The sequence below is a fragment of the Pseudomonas sp. genome (assembly GCF_050739655.1).
Lineage (GTDB): Bacteria > Pseudomonadota > Gammaproteobacteria > Pseudomonadales > Pseudomonadaceae > Aquipseudomonas.
Genome location: NZ_JBOIBY010000171.1, coordinates 1 through 16,638, shown reverse-complemented (window position 1 = coordinate 16,638; position 16,638 = coordinate 1). Strand labels below are relative to the sequence as shown.

Genomic DNA, 16,638 nt, shown 5'->3' with positions numbered 1-16,638 from the left:
GGGCAAGCCCGCTCCCACAGGGATCACCTCAATCCTGTGGGAGCGGGCTTGCCCGCGATGAATATCACTCGGTTTAACAGATAGGCCTCACGCCTTTGGCTTGGCCTTCTTCGGCTTCAAATACTTGGTCAGCCCCTGGAACCAGATCACCAGTGCCGGGTTGCCCTTGATCTGAATCGACTTGTCCTGAATCCCCGTCATGAACGCCAACTGCTTGTTCTTCGCCTGCATGGTGGCAAAGCCATAAGCGGCATCCTTGAAGGCAATGGCAAATGCCGGCTCGGCATAGAAACCGGACTTGCTGGTAATGCGCTGATCTTTCACACGGAAATGCCGCGCCACTTTCCCATCCAGGGTCTGCAGCTGAAACACCAACTCCTTGTCGCCCAACTGCTGCTGAAACGCAGGATTGCTCCGACTGGCCTTGCCCATCAACAAACCCATCATCCACAACAGAAAACGAAATTTCATGCGCAAGCCTCAAAGGAAGAATGAACGGCCGGCGCAGTGTAGCGAGTTTGGGTGGTAACGCCACTATCGAGTTGGTTTAGAGGACGATGGTGTGATTTTTGGAGGTGATGACTACCAAGTCACCGTTTATACCTAGCTATCGCCGCTCTCGTTAACAACGGAAAGTAGGCTTGCGATTTTTATTTTGGATGAAGCGACATGGGGCTAGCTACTCTGGCCGAGGCGAGAAACCATAATTTGAACGAGTTGACACATGCGTCATACGAGGGCAACATCTTTCCAACAGCGCCTGATCCTATGTTGCCGGCTTGACCGGCATTACGGTCAGGCCTTCTTGTTTTTGAGACATGGAAGTTGGCTCAACCAATCCCTCCGAAACCGTTCCTTGCCTATGCTGAGTTGGTCGCGCTTCTTGGTAGCCGCGGCATGCAGATCGCAGATGCACCTCTGAGCGAACGTGAGCTCGCCCGCCTGGGTTACTATCGCTTGAGCGGGTTTTGGTATCCGTCTCGTAAATTCTCACGGGACGTGGCGGGTCAGAAGCTGGCTTGCCCGCATACAAAAAAACCGGTGCGACAAGAAGAATTCCAGCCGGGCACGCACTTTGGTGCAACGGTTGACCTCTATAGGTTTGACAAGGCGCTTCGGCTTCTCATGCTCAATGCAATCGAGTCTGTTGAGGTTTACCTCAAAACCGTCGTTGCTCACGAGCTCGGCCGTAATGATGAGATGGCGTATACCTCGGCAATCTACATCGAGCCAAAGTGGACAAAAATAAACTCTAGCTTTACGTCCAGCAAATGGGACAGCTGGCTGGCTCGGCAGCGAAAAAAGCAAGATGACTGCAATGAGGAATGCTTCATTTCCCATCGGCTCAAAAATCGCTCCATTCCTTTCTGGGTTGCTGTGGAGGCCTGGGATTTCGGCACTCTCTCGGTTTACTTCCAGATGCTGAAGCGAAAGCCTCAGGGATGGATTCTCGCAAGGCTTGGGCTAACGGATGTGAAGGCATTTACGACCTGGCTTCGTGAACTCAATACGTTGCGCAATCGCTGTGCGCACCACACGCGCATCTGGAATCAGTCTTCCAGCAATTTCATTTCACTGCCTGCAGCAGACCCGTACTTCCAGGCCCTCAACCTGAATGTAAATGCTCAAAAACGCCTATATGGCCTAATCGCAGTATTGTGGCTGCTACTTCAACGCATCGAACCCGGCTCCGGCTGGATTCGTGAAGTGGCGGACTTAATTGATACGAAGCCATCCATGCCTGGCTGTACTTTTGCGGCGATCGGGCTTCCCGATGAATCGGGTTTTCCTCGACAATTGTTCGGTATCTAATCGCGCGGGTCGCAGAGCCTGCGATACACCTAATCCCCTCACTCTTCTCAGACTTTTCCTTCAAAACCTCGCGCCATCCATGAACTAGGCATCGACCACGGCCGCAGCTAACCTCTGTCCGCACCGCAAAAAACGGTGACACGGACGTGCAAGTCCGGTACATATCGCCGCGCAGATGCCTCGCAACCCATAGAGTCTTAGAAAGCTTTTGGGGTCGCTTTATGGCGGCTGTGCGTGGGAGGTCCCTTTGGGGTCTGCCGGGGTCCGATATGCCCGGTCTTGCACACCTGCGCACGGCTGCCACCATCATTCGAATGCAAGCGAACTGGTGTCAGTCCCTTCAATACACATATCGGGATACGCCAATGTTCAAAGTCACGCCAAATCCGCCGGATACCCCTCCAACATCACCCTACGAATCCTTCGATTCAAAGAAACTCCACAAGGCTGCCGAGCGCGCTCTCGATCATCACTTCCCGCCTGCCAATAAAAAGCCACCCAAACGCGATGGCCAACTCTTCAGCGTCTGCCCGGATATAAACACCGAATCACTTTTGGCCAACGCCTCGGAAGATTTGCTGTCCATCAGCACCATTGCCGCTGACCTCGCCGACGATGTGGAGGGTTCACGCCGCTCCGTTGCCCTGGCACTCAGCCGCATGGCCGACGGGGTATATTTGATGGTTGAGCGGGCGCTGGATCATTTGGATGAGCCGCCAATGTCGGAAGCTATGGCCGCACAAGGCCACGTCAGCTGATTCGAAGCCCACAAAAAAGGCGATCCAACCGGATCGCCTTTTTTATCACGCTCAATAAGGACGCTCTTCACGCCCTCAAGATCAGAACGCCGGCACTACAGCGCCTTTGTACTTCTCAAGAATGAACGCTTTCACTTCCGGGCTGTGCAGCGCGGCAACCAGTTTCTTCATGGCGTCGCTGTCTTTGTCGTCCGGGCGAGCAACGAGGATGTTCACGTATGGCGAGTCGCTGCCTTCGATGACCAGGGCGTCTTTGGACGGGTCAAGCTTGGCTTCCAGCGCGTAGTTGGTGTTGATCAGCGCCAGGTCGACCTGGGTCAGCACGCGCGGGATGGTGGCGGCTTCCAGTTCGCGGAACTTCAGGTTTTTCGGGTTTTCGGTGATGTCTTTGACGGTCGACAGGATGTTGTTCGCATCCTTCAACTTGATCACGCCCGCCTTGGCCAACAGCAGCAGCGCGCGGCCGCCGTTGGTGGCGTCGTTCGGGATAACCACGGTGGCGGTGCTTGGCAGCTCTTCCAGTGTTTTGTACTTGCTGGAGTAAACGCCCAGCGGCTCCAGATGCACACCGGCTACGGAAACCAGGTGGGTGCCTTTGGCCTTGTTGAATTCATCGAGGTACGGCTGGTGCTGGAAGAAGTTGGCGTCCAGACGCTTTTCCGCCACTTGCACGTTCGGCTGGATGTAGTCGGTGAAGACCTTCACTTTCAGGTCCACGCCTTCTTTGGCCAGGGCCGGTTTTACGAATTCGAGGATTTCTGCGTGCGGCACCGGCGTCGCCGCGACGGTCAGGGTATCGGCGGCGTGGGCGGAAAACGCTGCAACGGCAGCGAAGGCGACGAGTAGTTTTTTCATTCAGCTAACTCCTTGTGGGTACCCGCTGGCGGCGCCTGTTTTGGCGCCTGCCAGCAGATGACCTGCTCATGTCTTACTTACGGGAAAAATGGACGACCAGTTTGTCGCCGACGGTTTGCAGAATTTGAACCAGCACCAGCAACAACACCACCGTGACGACCATCACGTCAGTCTGGAAACGCTGGTAACCGAAGCGGATCGCCAGGTCACCCAGACCGCCCGCGCCCACTACACCGGCCATTGCCGTGTAGGACACCAGCGTAATGGCTGTCACCGTAATCGCCGCGTAGATGCCCGGGCGTGCTTCCGGCAGCAGGGCGTTGGTGATGATCTGCCGCGTGGTGGCACCCATGGCCTGTGTCGCTTCGATGATGCCGCGATCCACTTCACGCAAAGCGGTTTCCACCAGTCGAGCAAAGAACGGCGTGGCGCCCACCACCAGCGGCGGGATGGCGCCTGCAACACCGAGGGAGGTGCCGGTGATCAACACGGTGAACGGGATCATCACGATCAACAGAATAATGAACGGCAACGAACGCAGGATGTTCACCACCAGCGACAGCATGGCGTAGATGCCTTTGGCTTCCAACAACTGACGCGGGCTGCAGAGAAACAGCAGCACGCCCAGCGGCAAGCCGAGCAGTACAGTGAACAACAGCGAACCGCCGAGCATCAACAGGGTGTCGACGGTGGCGAGCCAGATTTCGAGCCAGTCGATGTTGGCGAAGAAACTTGTCAGGGCTTCCATTAGCGCAGCACCTCCATGTGGACGTCGGCTGCGGTGAAGCGGGCGAATGCCGCTTCCATGTCACCGCCCGTGACGGCCAGGGTCAGTTGCCCGTAAGGGATGTCTTTGATGCGGTCGATACGGCCGGCGAGGATGCTGTAATCCACACCCGTTTCGCGGGCGACGGTACCGAGCAGTGGCGCGTAGGTTGCTTCGCCCTGGAAGGTCAGACGCACGATGCGGCCTGGCACGTGAGCGAAGTCGTCGCGCTGCTCACCGTCGTCGATGTGCTCATCTTCTTGTACGAAGCGCTTGGTGGTCGGATGCTTGGGATGCAGGAACACCTCGGCCACCGGGCCTTGCTCGACGATCACGCCAGCATCCATCACGCCAACCTGATCGCAGACGCGGCGGATCACGTCCATTTCATGGGTGATCAGCACGATGGTCAGTTTCAGTTCGCGGTTGATCTCGGCCAGCAGTTGCAGGACCGACGCCGTGGTCTGCGGGTCCAGGGCGCTGGTGGCTTCATCGCACAGCAGAATTTTCGGCTTGGTCGCCAAAGCGCGGGCGATGCCGACACGCTGCTTCTGGCCACCGGACAATTGCGCCGGGTATTTCTTGGCGTGATCGGACAAGCCAACGCGTGCCAGCAGTTCGGCCACTCGCTGATCGATTTCGCTACGCGACAGTTCACCGGCCAACGTCAGCGGCATGGCGACGTTATCGGCCACGGTCTTGGAGGCCAGCAGGTTGAAGTGCTGGAAGATCATCCCGACTTGCTGACGGAAACGGCGCAGGCCGTTGGCATCCAGCGCGGTGACTTCTTCGCCGTCGACGATGATCTTGCCGCCGGTGGAGTTTTCCAGGCGATTGATCAGACGCAGCAGGGTACTTTTTCCCGCACCGGAATGGCCGATCAGGCCAAAGACCTGACCATTCTCAATCGTCAGACTGGTCGGATGCAGGGCGGGGATATCCTTACCGGCGACGCGGTAGGTTTTATGGACGTTTTGAAACTCGATCACGTAGCGAACCTTGTGGGGCGCGTTGAAAAAGGATCAGCGGTTAGCCGGGCGCGCATTTTAGCCTGTCCGTATAGAGGTTCTTAGCATTTATTTCGCATTCGTCCTGTCATTTGGCAATAACGCGATCAAAGGTCAGATAAAAGGAACGGCTAAAAATGCCATCAGTCACTACTTAGGCACCCCGAAAAATGCCTGAGGAGACTTGCCTGATGAGTACCAAGAAACCTGCCGCCACCAAGAGCGCACTGGCCGGGACCGATACCCTGGACCGCAGCAACACCAACACCAAGCTCGACAGCCTTGAACAATTCCGCTCCGATGCCACCGGCCAGGCCTTGCGCACTAACCAAGGCGTAAAGGTGGCGGACAACCAGAACACCTTGAAAGCAGGCGCTCGCGGGCCGTCGCTGCTGGAAGACTTCATCATGCGTGAAAAAATCACGCACTTTGACCATGAACGCATTCCCGAGCGGATCGTCCATGCACGCGGTGTGGGTGCCCATGGTTACTTCCAGACCTACGAAAACCACAGCGTGTTGACCAAGGCGGGATTCCTGCAAGACCCCAGTCAGAAGACACCGGTGTTCGTGCGCTTTTCTACGGTGCAAGGCCCGCGAGGGTCAGGCGATACCGTGCGGGACGTAAGAGGTTTCGCGGTGAAGTTCTTTACCGAGGAAGGTAACTACGACCTGGTGGGCAATAACATGCCGGTGTTTTTCATCCAGGACGCCATCAAGTTTCCGGACTTCGTACATGCGGTGAAACCTGAGCCGCACAACGAAATGCCTACCGGTGGCTCGGCCCATGACACCTTCTGGGACTTCGTTTCACTGCAACCCGAATCGGCGCACATGGTGATCTGGGCCATGTCTGACCGGGCGATCCCCAAAAGCCTGCGCAGCATGCAGGGTTTTGGTGTGCATACCTTCCGCATGATCAATGCTGAGGGTAAATCGCGCTTCGTCAAATTCCACTGGCGCCCCACGGCCGGGACTTGTTCGCTGGTGTGGGACGAAGCGCAAAAGCTGGCGGGCAAAGACACTGACTACCATCGCCGCGATCTCTGGGAATCCATCGAGATGGGCGACTACCCGGAATGGGAGTTGGGCGTGCAAGTGGTGGAAGAAGAAAAAGAACACACCTTCGAATTCGACATTCTTGATCCGACCAAGCTCATTCCCGAAGAAATCGTACCGATTACGCCGCTGGGAAAAATGGTGCTCAACCGCAACCCGGACAATTTCTTTGCCGAGACCGAGCAGGTCGCTTTCTGCCCTGGGCACATCGTGCCGGGCATCGATTTCTCCAACGACCCGTTGCTGCAAGGCCGGTTGTTTTCCTACACGGACACGCAGATCAGCCGACTCGGCGGGCCGAACTTTCACGAGATCCCGATCAACCGGCCGATTGCTCCGCTGCATAATGGTCAGCGCGATGCACTGCACCGCACCACCATCGACAAGGGCCATGCATCATACGAACCCAACTCCATCGACAGCGGCTGGCCGAAGGAAACCCCGGCAGCGGCACAGGACGGCGGTTTTGAGAGTTACCCGGAACGCATCGACGCCAACAAGATTCGCCAGCGCAGCGAGTCGTTCAGCGACCACTTCTCACAGGCGCGGTTGTTCTTTCACAGCATGAGTGAGCATGAGCAGGAGCACATCATTTCCGCCTACAGCTTTGAGCTGGGCAAGGTCGAACGCGAGTTCATTCGTGCAAGGCAGGTCAACGAAATCCTGGCCAACATCGATCTGGAACTGGCCAAACGCGTGGCGCAGAACCTCGGATTACCGGCGCCCAAAGCCGGGACGGTCGAGGTGCCAAAAATCTCGTTGGTACGTTCGCCGGCTCTAAGTCAGGCCAATTTGCTGCCTCCGGATATCAAGACCCGAAAAGTGGCGATCCTGGCGGCCAATGGTGTGGATGGTGCAGGGATTGATGCCATGAAGAAAGCGCTTGAGGCCGAAGGTGCGCACGCCAAATTGTTGGGACCGACTTCGGCGCCAGTGGAAACCGCTGATGGCAAGATGTTGCCAGTGGATGCCTCCATGGAAGGCTTGCCTTCAGTGGCATTCGACGCGGTGTTTGTGCCCGGTGGTGCGGCGTCGATCAAGGCGTTGAGCGGTAACGGTGTGGCGCTGCATTACGTACTGGAGGCGTACAAGCATTTGAAGGCGGTTGCCCTGCATGGAGAGGCGAAACAATTGCTGGATGTGCTGAAGCTGGAGGTTGATGCGGGGTTGATCGTCGGTGCGGATGCCAAGCTGTTCAAGGCGTTTTTCGCCGCGATCGGGCAGCATCGGGTTTGGGCGAGGGAGGCGAAGGCCAAAGCGGTTCCGGCCTGATTTGTTGAGAAAGCAAAAGATCGCAGCCTGCGGCAGCTCCTACATTGGAATGCGTTTTCCTGTAGGAGCTGCCGCAGGCTGCGATCTTTTTCTCAAGACTTACGAGGGATCAAGACCATCTGCGCCGGAACGCTACGCAAGATCTGCCGCTGCAGGTTCAGGTCAAACTGCGGATCGAGCTTCTTGACCCGCTTGGTCAGCAGGTTGGCCAGCCACGGGTAATCATCGGTACGCGGCGCCTGAATGCTCACGTCACACTGATAATTCACCACGTCTGCGGCGATCGCATCCAGCTGACGACGCAACTTGGCCATGTCGTTGATGTTCAGCGCCACCGTAGTGCTTTCAGCCGTCGGGTCGATGACTTTGGCTTTTGGCATGGCTTCGGCAGCTTTGAGCGCCGCTTCGGCTTTTTCCAGTTCAGCCTTGCGGGCTTCAGCGATAGGGCCATTGACGCCGCCGGTCAGTGCGGGAGCCTTGGGCATCAGGGCACGGGCACGAGCCAGCGCAGTCGCGGCAGCATTCACATCACCCTTTTGCAGCACGATCTGGCTGCGCATCAGATAGGCTTCGGCCAATTGACGCTGGTATTGCTCCAGGGATTGATCGTCGGGCGATTGAGCCTGCAAGGCGGCCAGCTGACCTTCTGCAGTGGCCAGTTCGCTGCTGGCCAGGCTTTGCTCAAGCTGTGCAATGGCCGTGGCCCGCGCATCCGAGACCTCAGGTGCCGGCGGCGTGCTTTGGCATGCACCCAGCAGCAGAGAAAATGCGACAAGGAGCAGATAACGGGAGGCGAACGACTTCATTCCTGCGACTCTCTATTTGCGCAAAAAACGAGCAAGTCTACACCCCTCTACGGGGCAGAACAAAACTCAGCAAAAACAGTGCGGCAGCCGTCACAACAATCGACGGGCCGGCCGGGGTGTCCTTGAACCAGGACAACGCCAGCCCGCCACACACGGCGAGTATGCCCAGCAGGCTCGCGCCCAGTGCCATCTGTTCCGGTGATCGAGCGTGACGTTGTGCCGCAGCCGCCGGGATGATCAGCAACGAAGTGATCAGCAATACGCCGACGATTTTCATCGCCACGGCAATCACCACGGCGATCAGCAGCATCAACGCCATGCGCAAACCCGCCACGGGCAGGCCTTCGACCCTGGCCAGTTCCTCATGCACCGTGATCGCCAGCAATGGTCGCCACAACGCAACAAGCAATGCCAGCACGGCCGCGCTGCCACCGAGAATCCAGGCCAGATCGGTCGGACTGATCGCCAGCAGGTCGCCGAACAGATACGCCATCAGGTCGATCCGCACTTCGTGCATGAAGCTTAGTACCACCAAACCCAGAGAGAGGGTGCTCGGTGCGAGAATTCCCAAAAGTGTATCGGACGCAAGGGGCTGACGTTGTTGCAACGTCACCAGCAAAACCGCCAATAGCAAGCAGCCTACGGTCACGGCGACTGTAGGGCTGACATCCAGCAGAAAGCCCAGCGCCACGCCCAGCAACGCCGCGTGTGAGAGGGTGTCGCCGAAATAAGCCATGCGCCGCCAGACCACGAAAGAACCCAGCGGGCCCGCGACGACTGCCAGAGCCAGACCTGCAAGCAGGGCGTAGAGCAGAAAATCAGCCATGCTTGCAGCTATCTCCGTGAACATGGTTATGGCCCGAGGCGGGCGCCTTGACCACCGAACCATGCAAGTCGTGGGCGTGGTCGTGGTGGTGGTGATAAATCGCCAGGCTTTGTGCGTTTTTTCCGAACAGCTCGACGAAGGCCGGATCGCCACTGACCTGTTCAGGGTGACCGGAGCAGCAGACGTGGCGATTGAGGCAAACCACTTGGTCGGTGGTGCTCATCACCAGATGCAGGTCGTGGGAAACCATCAGCACACCGCAGCCGTGACGATCACGCAGGCGGGTAATGAGGCTATAGAGTTCGGCCTGACCGGCCACGTCGACGCCTTGTACCGGCTCGTCGAGCACCAGCAGTTCCGGCTCACGTAACAGTGCACGCGCCAGCAAGACCCGCTGCATTTCACCGCCGGAAACACTTTGCACCGGGCTGTCGATGACCTGCTCGGCGCCGACTTCCTTGAGCGCGGCCAAGGCCATCTCACGGTCCACGCCCGGCACCAGGCGCAAAAAGCGCAGCACCGAGAGTGGCAGTGTGGGGTCGACATGGAGTTTTTGCGGCATGTAGCCGACGCGCAGCTTCGGCTTGCGCCAGACACTGCCGCTGTCCGGCTTCAAGAGTCCGAGCACGGCGCGCACCAGCGTGGTCTTGCCTGCGCCGTTGGGGCCGATCAGGGTAACGATCTGACCCGGCTCGACACTCAACTCGATGTTGTCCAGTACAGGTTGCCCGGCAAACGTGACGGCAACCTGTTCGAGGCGGATCAGTGCGTTGCTCATCAAACCCCCTGACAACCCGAGCAGAGACCGATGACTTCAACGGTCTGGCCTTCGACGACAAACCCTACATCCAGGGCGCTGACGATGATCGCGTCGCTGATGGACTTCTGTTCGAGCTCAATGGCGGCGTGGCATTCACGGCAGATCAGGAATTGACCCTGATGGGCGTGCTCGGGGTGATTGCAGCCAATGAAGGCGTTGAGTGAGGAGATGCGGTGCACGAGGCCGTTTTCCAGAAGGAAATCCAGCGCACGGTACACCGTCGGTGGCGCCGCACGACGACCATCCTGCTCGCTGAGCACCGCAAGTATGTCGTAGGCGCCCAATGGCTTGTGGCTTTGCCACACCAACTCCAGCACCCGCCGCCGCAACGCGGTCAGGCGCAAGCCCTGACGTGCGCACAAAGCATCGGCCTCAGACAGAGCGCTGTGCACGCAATGAGAGTGGTCGTGGGGACGGCTGGCGATGGGTGTTTTAGGCATGAGCGGCGACGAGGTTTGTGAGAGACGTTATTATGTTACCCGTTCTCGCCTCTTCGAGTGGTCATCGTGTCCCGACTTTTTTCTATCTTTGTCACTTTTTTCGCAAGTTTTCTGCTGATCGGCTCGGCGCAAGCCGAGGTCAAGGTCCTTACCAGCATCAAACCGCTACAGCTGATTGCCGCTGCCGTGCAAGACGGCGTAGCGATTCCCGAAGTTCTGCTGCCGCCTGGCGCTTCGCCGCACAACTATGCCTTGCGCCCTTCCGATGTACGCAAGGTACAGTCGGTGGATCTGCTGTACTGGATCGGCCCGGACATGGAAGGTTTCCTTCCGCGTGTACTGAACGGTCGTACGCTGCCTAACGTTGCCGTACAAGAGCTGCCTAGTCTGAAACTGCGTCATTTCGCCGAAGATAACCACTCCCACGCTGAAGAAGCCGACGAGCATGACCACGACCATCGTCCTGGCAGCCTCGACGCGCATTTGTGGTTGTCGCCGGTCAACGCCCGAGTCATCGCTGCGAAAATGGCCGCCGACCTGAGCGCAGCCGATCCTGCAAACGCCGCGCGTTATCAAAGCAACCTCAAGGCGTTCGATGAGCGTCTGGATGCGCTCGACCTGCGCTTGAAGAAACGTCTGGCAGGCGTTGAAGGCAAACCTTATTTCGTGTTCCACGAGGCTTTTGACTACTTCGAAGATGCCTACGGCCTCAAGCACGCGGGTGTTTTCAGCGTCGCGGCCGAAGTGCAACCCGGTGCCCAGCACGTCGCCGCGATGCGCGCGCGATTGCAGGAAGTCGGCAAGACCTGCGTGTTCAGCGAGCCACCGCTGCGTCCGCGCCTGGCGGAAACCCTGGTGGCGGGCCTGCCGGTGAAACTGGCGGAGCTGGATGCATTGGGCGGGTACACGCCGGCAACCGCTCAAGGTTATGAGCAGGTGCTGGAGAAGTTGGGGAATGATTTGGCGGGCTGCCTGGAGTCCCTGTAGCACCAAAAAAAGATCGCAGCCTTCGGCAACTCCTACACCGATCCATGTAGGAGCTGCCGAAGGCTGCGATCTTTTGCTTTTAAAGGGCGAAAGGCAACGGCGTATTGACGGCTTGGCGCTGCGCCAACCGAAGCTGGAACTCCATCGGATCGTGAATCAACACGTCCTGCCCGGCGAACGACTCCGCCGCGATCAGGCGCGACAACCAGAACCGCACGCACGCCACACGCAGCATGGTCGGCCACAACTCGGCTTCGGCAGCCGTGAATGGGCGCAACGCCGCATAAGCCCCCAGCAGCGCCCGCGCCCGTGGACCATCGATCAAACCGTCGTCGTCCGAACACCAGTCGTTCAAGGCAATCGCCACGTCGTAGAGCATCGGCCCGGAACAGGCGTTGTAGAAATCGATCAGGCCGGTCAGGTGCGTGCCTTCGAACATCGCGTTATCGCGAAACAGATCGGCGTGGATGTTGGCCCGTGGCAGCGCGAGGATTTTCTCTTTCTGCAGGGTGATTTCGTCCAGCGCCTTTTCCAACAGTGCACGCGGTTCATCGCTCAGGTGCGACAAAAACTGCGTGCCCTCTTCCAGCATCCAGTCCAGGCCACGATCGGTCTTGCGCTTGATCATGTTGCTGCCCTGGGTGGCCAGATGCAGGTGTGCCAACAACTCACCCACCTGCGCGCAATGCTGCGCGTTGGTTTGCTTGATGTGCTTGCCAGCCAGGCGCGGTTGCAACAACGCAGGCTTGCCCGCCAGCTCACGCAATGCCACGCCGTCGGTGGTGCGGATGGCGTAAGGCACCGGCAAGTCGGCCTCGTGCAGCACATCGAGCAATTCGATGAAGAACGGCATCTCCTGCACCGGGCCGCGCTCAACCAGGGTCAGGACAAACTCGCCCTGCTCCAGGCTGATAAAAAAATTGGTGTTTTCGCTACCGGCGGCAATCCCCTGGAAATCAAGCAGGCGGCCGAGGCCATAAGGGGCGAGAAAAGCTTCCAGCTCGGGCCGAGCCAGGGGGGTAAACACAGACATGGGTAAACTGCCAGTACGGGCGCCGCTCTACAGCCAGCGCCGATTGAAATTAAGAAACTACTTCCACTCAAAGATCTTCCACGACGGAATCAGCATATCGGGCTGGTCCGAGCGGATAAAGTTTGCATCGGTCCCGTCTGCGCGCACCAGAAAATACGGTGGTGCACCCTTCGGCGTGACCTTGATCGCATACAGGAAACCGTTCTGACGGTATTCCTGAATGACTTTGTCCCCCTCCGTGCGGATCGTGACTTCCGGATCCGGTGTCGGCGCATCGTCCGCCGCCATGACCGCCAATGGTGTGATTGCAAACAGCCCAGCCAGCAACAGGCGATTTAGTGTGCGCATGATAACCTTGTCCCTTTGTCGTAAACGGTCCCGCTATTCTAGCGCCGGACCCGCCGAAAAGGTTGATCCTGCTCATGAGCCAAGCCCCCCTCGTCCTGGTGGACGGTTCTTCTTACTTGTACCGCGCCTTTCATGCGTTGCCACCGCTGACCACCTCCAAAGGCCTGCCGACCGGTGCGGTCAAGGGCGTGTTGAACATGCTCAAGAGCCTGCGCAAGCAGTATCCGGACAGCCCGTTCGCCGTCGTGTTCGACGCCAAAGGCGGGACATTTCGCGATGAGATGTACGCCGAATACAAGGCCAACCGCCCAAGCATGCCCGACGACATGCGCGTGCAGATCGAGCCGCTCCACCAGAGCGTGCTCGCCCTGGGCTTTCCTCTGCTGTGCGTCGAAGGCGTCGAAGCCGACGACGTGATTGGCACCCTGGCCCGCAGCAGTGCGGCCGCCGATCGTCCGGTGATCATCTCGACCGGTGACAAGGACATGGCGCAGTTGGTCGACGGGCACATTACCTTGGTCAATACCATGACCGGTAGCAGCATGGACGTGGAGGGCGTGAAGGAGAAATTCGGCGTCGCTCCCGAGCAGATCATCGATTATCTGGCACTGATGGGCGATTCTTCCGACAACATTCCGGGTGTTCCGGGTATTGGTCCGAAGACTGCATCCGGCCTGCTGGTGGGTGTGAATGGCGGCCTGACCGAGCTTTATGCGCAACTCGACATCGTCCCGACCCTGCCGATCCGCGGCGCCAAGACGCTGCCGGCCAAGCTTGAAGAGCACAAGGAGATGGCATTTCTCTCCTATCAACTGGCAACGATCAAGGTCGATGTGCCATTGGAGATCGGCCTCGACGACCTGCAAATGGGCGCGGAAGATCCGGACAAACTTTTCGAGCTGTACAACCTGCTGGAATTCAAGAGCTGGCTGAACGATCTGCAACGGGACGCCAAACGCCTTGAGTTGAGCGCCGCTGCCGAGCCTGAACCGGCGCTCGACCTGTTCAGCGCCGTCGAAGCCGAAGCCGAAGTACCGGCGGTGGCCACCGAGGCCCAATATGAAACCATTCTGGATCAGGCGCGATTTGACGTCTGGCTGGAGAAACTGAACAACGCCAAATTGTTCGCATTCGACACCGAAACCACCGGCATCGATGCGCAACAGGCGCAACTGGTCGGCCTGTCGTTCGCGGTTCAGGCAAATGAAGCGGCGTATATCCCGCTGACCCATTCCTACATCGGCGTCCCCGAGCAGCTGGATCGCGACACCGTGTTGCGCGCCCTCAAGCCGATTCTGGAAGACCCGAACAAACTCAAGGTCGGCCAGCACGCCAAGTTCGACATGAATATCCTGGCCAACTGCGCCATCGGCGGCGACCAGGCAAACGGCATCACCGTGCGCGGAATCGCCTTCGACACCATGCTCGAATCCTACGTCCTTAACTCCACGGCGACCCGCCATGACATGGACAGCCTGGCGCTCAAGTATCTGGATCACACCACCGTGAGTTTCCAGGACATCGCCGGCAAAGGCGTGAAGCAGCTGACGTTCGATCAGATTGCCCTTGAGCAGGCAGGCCCTTATGCCGCCGAAGACGCGGACATCACTTTACGTCTGCACCAGGCACTGTATGAAAAGCTCACCGCCATCCCGAGCCTGGCGAGTGTTTTGACCGACATCGAAATCCCGTTGGTGCCGGTGTTGGCGCGTATCGAACGCCAGGGCGCTTACGTCGATGCCGCCTTGCTGGGCGTGCAGAGTATTGAATTGGGCGACAAGATGGTGGCGCTGGAACGTGAAGCCTTCGAGATCGCCGGAGAAGAGTTCAACCTCGGCTCACCCAAGCAACTGGGCGTGATTCTCTACGAGAAACTGGGTCTGCCGGTGCTGAAGAAGACCGCCAAGGGCCAGCCGTCGACCGCCGAAGAAGTACTGGCCAAACTGGCAGAGGACGAATACCGGTTACCCAAGGTGCTGATGGAATACCGCTCCATGAGCAAGCTGAAAAGCACCTACACCGACCGCCTGCCGGAGCAGATCAACCCGCGTACCGGACGGATTCACACCTCGTACCATCAGGCGGTGGCGTCCACCGGTCGCCTGTCGTCCAGTGATCCGAACCTGCAAAACATCCCGGTGCGCACCGCTGAAGGTCGACGTATCCGTCAGGCCTTCGTGGCTCCGACTGGCTACAAATTGCTGGCGGCTGACTATTCGCAGATCGAATTGCGGATCATGGCGCACCTGTCCAAAGATGAAGGCCTGATGAACGCCTTCCGCCACAATCTGGACGTCCACACCGCCACCGCCGCCGAAGTTTTCAAGGTCGAGCTGGCAGAGGTCTCATCCGACCAACGGCGTAGTGCCAAAGCGATCAACTTCGGTCTGATCTATGGCATGGGTGCACAAAAACTCGGTAAAGACATCGGTGTCGATACCAAGACAGCCAAGGCGTATATCGATACGTACTTCGCCCGTTACCCAGGCGTTCGCGAGTATATGGACCGCACCCGCGCGCAAGCCGCGGAGCAAGGTTTTGTGGAGACGTTCTTCGGGCGGCGGTTGTACCTGCCCGAAATCAACTCCAACAAACCGCAAGAACGCGCCGCTGCCGAGCGCACGGCGATCAACGCCCCGATGCAAGGCACTGCGGCTGACATCATCAAGAAAGCCATGGTGGCCGTGGATGAGTGGCTGGCTTCGTCAGGTCTAGACGCCAAAGTCATTCTTCAAGTGCACGATGAACTGGTTCTCGAGGTGCGTGAGGACCTGGTCGAGCAGGTCAGCAACGAAATTCGTGCGCACATGAGCGGCGCCGCGAAGCTGGATGTTCCGCTGCTGGTGGAAGTTGGCGTAGGCAATAACTGGGATGAGGCTCACTGAGCCTTCTGAAAGGGGCGTTCTGCTGCGGCATAGTGCCGCGGTAGAAGGCGCAAAGTTCACTTAGTCCAGAACGCGCTTAGGGTTATTCCAAACGTATTTGAAAAAAATCTGAACTAATGTGGAGATTCACCACTCAGAGTTACTGAATGGCTGGTGAAGCCCTTCGATGCTCCTATGTTGTGTTAAGTGTTGGCAGATATCTGGACCCCGCCCTAGCGGTCTAGAACTTGAACCCCGGAACTTCCCCCTCCCCATAGAAGTCCGGGGTTTTTTTTGCCTGCAGAAAACTGCCTGAGCGCCTCAGACAGTTTTCGATTCTTACTGAGCCTCTGCCTCGGAACCCTTGTCCGCCAGTTGCATCCAGCCTGCCAATACAGTGTAGGCGTCTTCCAGACCCATGCGTTTGGGCGCCGAAAACAACTGAATCGTCACGCTGTCGCCCCAGCCCTTGCGGATTTGCGACTGAACCTTGAGCAGCGTGTTTTTCGCCGCGCCGTAGGTCAGTTTGTCCGCCTTGGTCAGCAGAATGTGCATCGGCATGCCGGCCGCAACGGCCCAATCGAGCATCAGCAGGTCGAAGTCGGTCATTGGATGACGGATATCCATCATCAGAATCAAACCTTTCAAACTCTCCCGACCACCCAGATAGGCTTCCAGGTGACGCTGCCAGTGTTGCTTGAGCGGGATCGGTACTTTTGCATAACCGTAGCCCGGCAGGTCGACCAGACGGCGTTCATCGTCTAGCTTGAAGAAATTCAACAGTTGCGTGCGCCCCGGCGTTTTCGAGGTACGCGCCAGGCTGGCATGCGTCAGGGTGTTAAGTGCACTCGACTTGCCAGCGTTGGAACGCCCGGCGAAGGCGACTTCGAAGCCCTCGTCATCCGGACATTGGTCGACTTTGGCGGCGCTGAGCATGAAGGTGGACTGTTGGCACAGACCGAGGATGGGATTCTTGAGTTGCATGG

16 protein-coding genes are annotated in these 16,638 nt (G+C 58.2%); 5 read left to right on the top strand and 11 right to left on the bottom strand.

Annotated elements, in window-relative coordinates; genetic code table 11:
- Nucleotides 1–87: 87 nt before the first annotated feature.
- Nucleotides 88–471 carry a helicase gene (locus tag ACRESJ_RS08115; RefSeq protein ID WP_431757446.1) on the bottom strand — a complete coding sequence of 128 codons (384 nt, stop codon included), beginning with the start codon at nt 469–471 and terminating at the stop codon, nt 88–90.
- A gap of 354 nt (nt 472–825) precedes the next feature.
- Here ACRESJ_RS08115 and ACRESJ_RS08110 point away from each other — a divergent pair, with 354 nt between their 5' ends.
- Nucleotides 826–1,812: an Abi family protein gene (locus ACRESJ_RS08110; RefSeq protein ID WP_431757445.1), complete on the top strand. Its 987-nt coding sequence runs from the start codon at nt 826–828 to the stop codon at nt 1,810–1,812.
- Nucleotides 1,813–2,177: 365 nt separating this feature from the next.
- Nucleotides 2,178–2,570 (top strand): DUF6124 family protein, encoded by a 393-nt coding sequence (locus tag ACRESJ_RS08105; RefSeq protein ID WP_431757444.1) that lies wholly within the window; start codon nt 2,178–2,180, stop codon nt 2,568–2,570.
- Nucleotides 2,571–2,651: 81 nt separating this feature from the next.
- On the opposite strand, the gene ACRESJ_RS08100 is transcribed toward ACRESJ_RS08105, so the two are convergent.
- The 3 genes from ACRESJ_RS08100 to ACRESJ_RS08090 all read right to left on the bottom strand — a co-directional run bounded on the left by ACRESJ_RS08100 (nt 2,652) and on the right by ACRESJ_RS08090 (nt 5,180).
- A complete protein-coding gene (locus tag ACRESJ_RS08100) occupies nt 2,652–3,425 on the bottom strand; it encodes a MetQ/NlpA family ABC transporter substrate-binding protein (protein ID WP_431757443.1) in 774 nt (257 codons plus the stop codon).
- 73 nt (nt 3,426–3,498) lie between these two features.
- On the bottom strand, nt 3,499–4,173 hold the full coding sequence (locus ACRESJ_RS08095) for a methionine ABC transporter permease (RefSeq protein WP_431757442.1): 675 nt from the start codon (nt 4,171–4,173) through the stop codon (nt 3,499–3,501).
- Complete coding sequence (locus tag ACRESJ_RS08090; RefSeq protein ID WP_431757441.1) at nt 4,173–5,180, bottom strand: methionine ABC transporter ATP-binding protein; 1,008 nt, start codon at nt 5,178–5,180, stop codon at nt 4,173–4,175. The genes ACRESJ_RS08095 and ACRESJ_RS08090 overlap by 1 nt, the downstream gene beginning before the upstream one ends.
- A gap of 209 nt (nt 5,181–5,389) precedes the next feature.
- On the opposite strand from ACRESJ_RS08090, the gene katE reads away from it, so the two are divergent.
- A complete protein-coding gene (katE, locus tag ACRESJ_RS08085) occupies nt 5,390–7,528 on the top strand; it encodes a catalase HPII (RefSeq protein WP_431757440.1) in 2,139 nt (712 codons plus the stop codon).
- A gap of 92 nt (nt 7,529–7,620) precedes the next feature.
- Here the strand turns inward: katE and ACRESJ_RS08080 are convergent, their stop codons facing one another.
- Genes ACRESJ_RS08080 through zur form a run of 4 tightly spaced genes read right to left on the bottom strand, consistent with a single transcriptional unit; the run spans nt 7,621 to nt 10,420 of the window.
- A complete protein-coding gene (locus ACRESJ_RS08080; protein WP_431757439.1) occupies nt 7,621–8,334 on the bottom strand; it encodes a PA5502 family lipoprotein in 714 nt (237 codons plus the stop codon).
- A gap of 37 nt (nt 8,335–8,371) precedes the next feature.
- Nucleotides 8,372–9,160, bottom strand: coding sequence for a zinc ABC transporter permease subunit ZnuB (znuB, locus tag ACRESJ_RS08075; protein ID WP_047535815.1), 789 nt, complete (start codon nt 9,158–9,160; stop codon nt 8,372–8,374).
- Complete coding sequence (gene znuC / locus ACRESJ_RS08070) at nt 9,153–9,938, bottom strand: zinc ABC transporter ATP-binding protein ZnuC (RefSeq protein ID WP_431757438.1); 786 nt, start codon at nt 9,936–9,938, stop codon at nt 9,153–9,155. The genes znuB and znuC overlap by 8 nt, the downstream gene beginning before the upstream one ends.
- Complete coding sequence (zur, locus tag ACRESJ_RS08065; RefSeq protein WP_431757437.1) at nt 9,938–10,420, bottom strand: zinc uptake transcriptional repressor Zur; 483 nt, start codon at nt 10,418–10,420, stop codon at nt 9,938–9,940. The genes znuC and zur overlap by 1 nt, the downstream gene beginning before the upstream one ends.
- Before the next feature lie 66 nt (nt 10,421–10,486).
- Between zur and ACRESJ_RS08060 the strand changes: the two genes are divergently transcribed.
- Nucleotides 10,487–11,407: a zinc ABC transporter substrate-binding protein gene (locus tag ACRESJ_RS08060; protein WP_431757436.1), complete on the top strand. Its 921-nt coding sequence runs from the start codon at nt 10,487–10,489 to the stop codon at nt 11,405–11,407.
- A 79-nt stretch (nt 11,408–11,486) separates the two neighbouring features.
- Here the strand turns inward: ACRESJ_RS08060 and ACRESJ_RS08055 are convergent, their stop codons facing one another.
- Together ACRESJ_RS08055 and ACRESJ_RS08050 are read right to left on the bottom strand one after the other, a co-directional pair.
- Entirely contained in the window at nt 11,487–12,440 is a 954-nt protein-coding gene (locus ACRESJ_RS08055) for a homoserine kinase (protein ID WP_431757435.1), read from the bottom strand.
- Nucleotides 12,441–12,497: 57 nt separating this feature from the next.
- The gene (locus ACRESJ_RS08050; protein WP_110658219.1) at nt 12,498–12,788 is read right to left on the bottom strand and encodes a DUF2782 domain-containing protein; all 291 of its coding nucleotides are present in this window, start codon (nt 12,786–12,788) and stop codon (nt 12,498–12,500) included.
- Between the two features lie 74 nt (nt 12,789–12,862).
- On the opposite strand from ACRESJ_RS08050, the gene polA reads away from it, so the two are divergent.
- Nucleotides 12,863–15,673 (top strand): DNA polymerase I, encoded by a 2,811-nt coding sequence (polA, locus tag ACRESJ_RS08045; protein WP_431757434.1) that lies wholly within the window; start codon nt 12,863–12,865, stop codon nt 15,671–15,673.
- Nucleotides 15,674–15,991: 318 nt separating this feature from the next.
- Here polA and yihA read toward each other — a convergent pair whose 3' ends face one another.
- Nucleotides 15,992–16,636 (bottom strand): ribosome biogenesis GTP-binding protein YihA/YsxC, encoded by a 645-nt coding sequence (gene yihA, locus ACRESJ_RS08040; protein ID WP_431757433.1) that lies wholly within the window; start codon nt 16,634–16,636, stop codon nt 15,992–15,994.
- Nucleotides 16,637–16,638 lie beyond the last annotated feature (2 nt).

Excerpts from the sequence above, each read along its gene's own strand:
- ACRESJ_RS08115 (WP_431757446.1), bottom strand. The coding sequence starts at position 471 with ATGAAATTTCGTTTTCTGTTGTGGATGATGGGTTTGTTGATGGGCAAG.
- ACRESJ_RS08105 (WP_431757444.1), top strand. The coding sequence starts at position 2,178 with ATGTTCAAAGTCACGCCAAATCCGCCGGATACCCCTCCAACATCACCC.
- ACRESJ_RS08100 (WP_431757443.1), bottom strand. The coding sequence starts at position 3,425 with ATGAAAAAACTACTCGTCGCCTTCGCTGCCGTTGCAGCGTTTTCCGCC.
- ACRESJ_RS08095 (WP_431757442.1), bottom strand. The coding sequence starts at position 4,173 with ATGGAAGCCCTGACAAGTTTCTTCGCCAACATCGACTGGCTCGAAATC.
- katE (WP_431757440.1), top strand. The coding sequence starts at position 5,390 with ATGAGTACCAAGAAACCTGCCGCCACCAAGAGCGCACTGGCCGGGACC.
- ACRESJ_RS08080 (WP_431757439.1), bottom strand. The coding sequence starts at position 8,334 with ATGAAGTCGTTCGCCTCCCGTTATCTGCTCCTTGTCGCATTTTCTCTG.
- znuB (WP_047535815.1), bottom strand. The coding sequence starts at position 9,160 with ATGGCTGATTTTCTGCTCTACGCCCTGCTTGCAGGTCTGGCTCTGGCA.
- znuC (WP_431757438.1), bottom strand. The coding sequence starts at position 9,938 with ATGAGCAACGCACTGATCCGCCTCGAACAGGTTGCCGTCACGTTTGCC.
- zur (WP_431757437.1), bottom strand. The coding sequence starts at position 10,420 with ATGCCTAAAACACCCATCGCCAGCCGTCCCCACGACCACTCTCATTGC.
- ACRESJ_RS08055 (WP_431757435.1), bottom strand. The coding sequence starts at position 12,440 with ATGTCTGTGTTTACCCCCCTGGCTCGGCCCGAGCTGGAAGCTTTTCTC.
- ACRESJ_RS08050 (WP_110658219.1), bottom strand. The coding sequence starts at position 12,788 with ATGCGCACACTAAATCGCCTGTTGCTGGCTGGGCTGTTTGCAATCACA.
- polA (WP_431757434.1), top strand. The coding sequence starts at position 12,863 with ATGAGCCAAGCCCCCCTCGTCCTGGTGGACGGTTCTTCTTACTTGTAC.
- yihA (WP_431757433.1), bottom strand. The coding sequence starts at position 16,636 with ATGCAACTCAAGAATCCCATCCTCGGTCTGTGCCAACAGTCCACCTTC.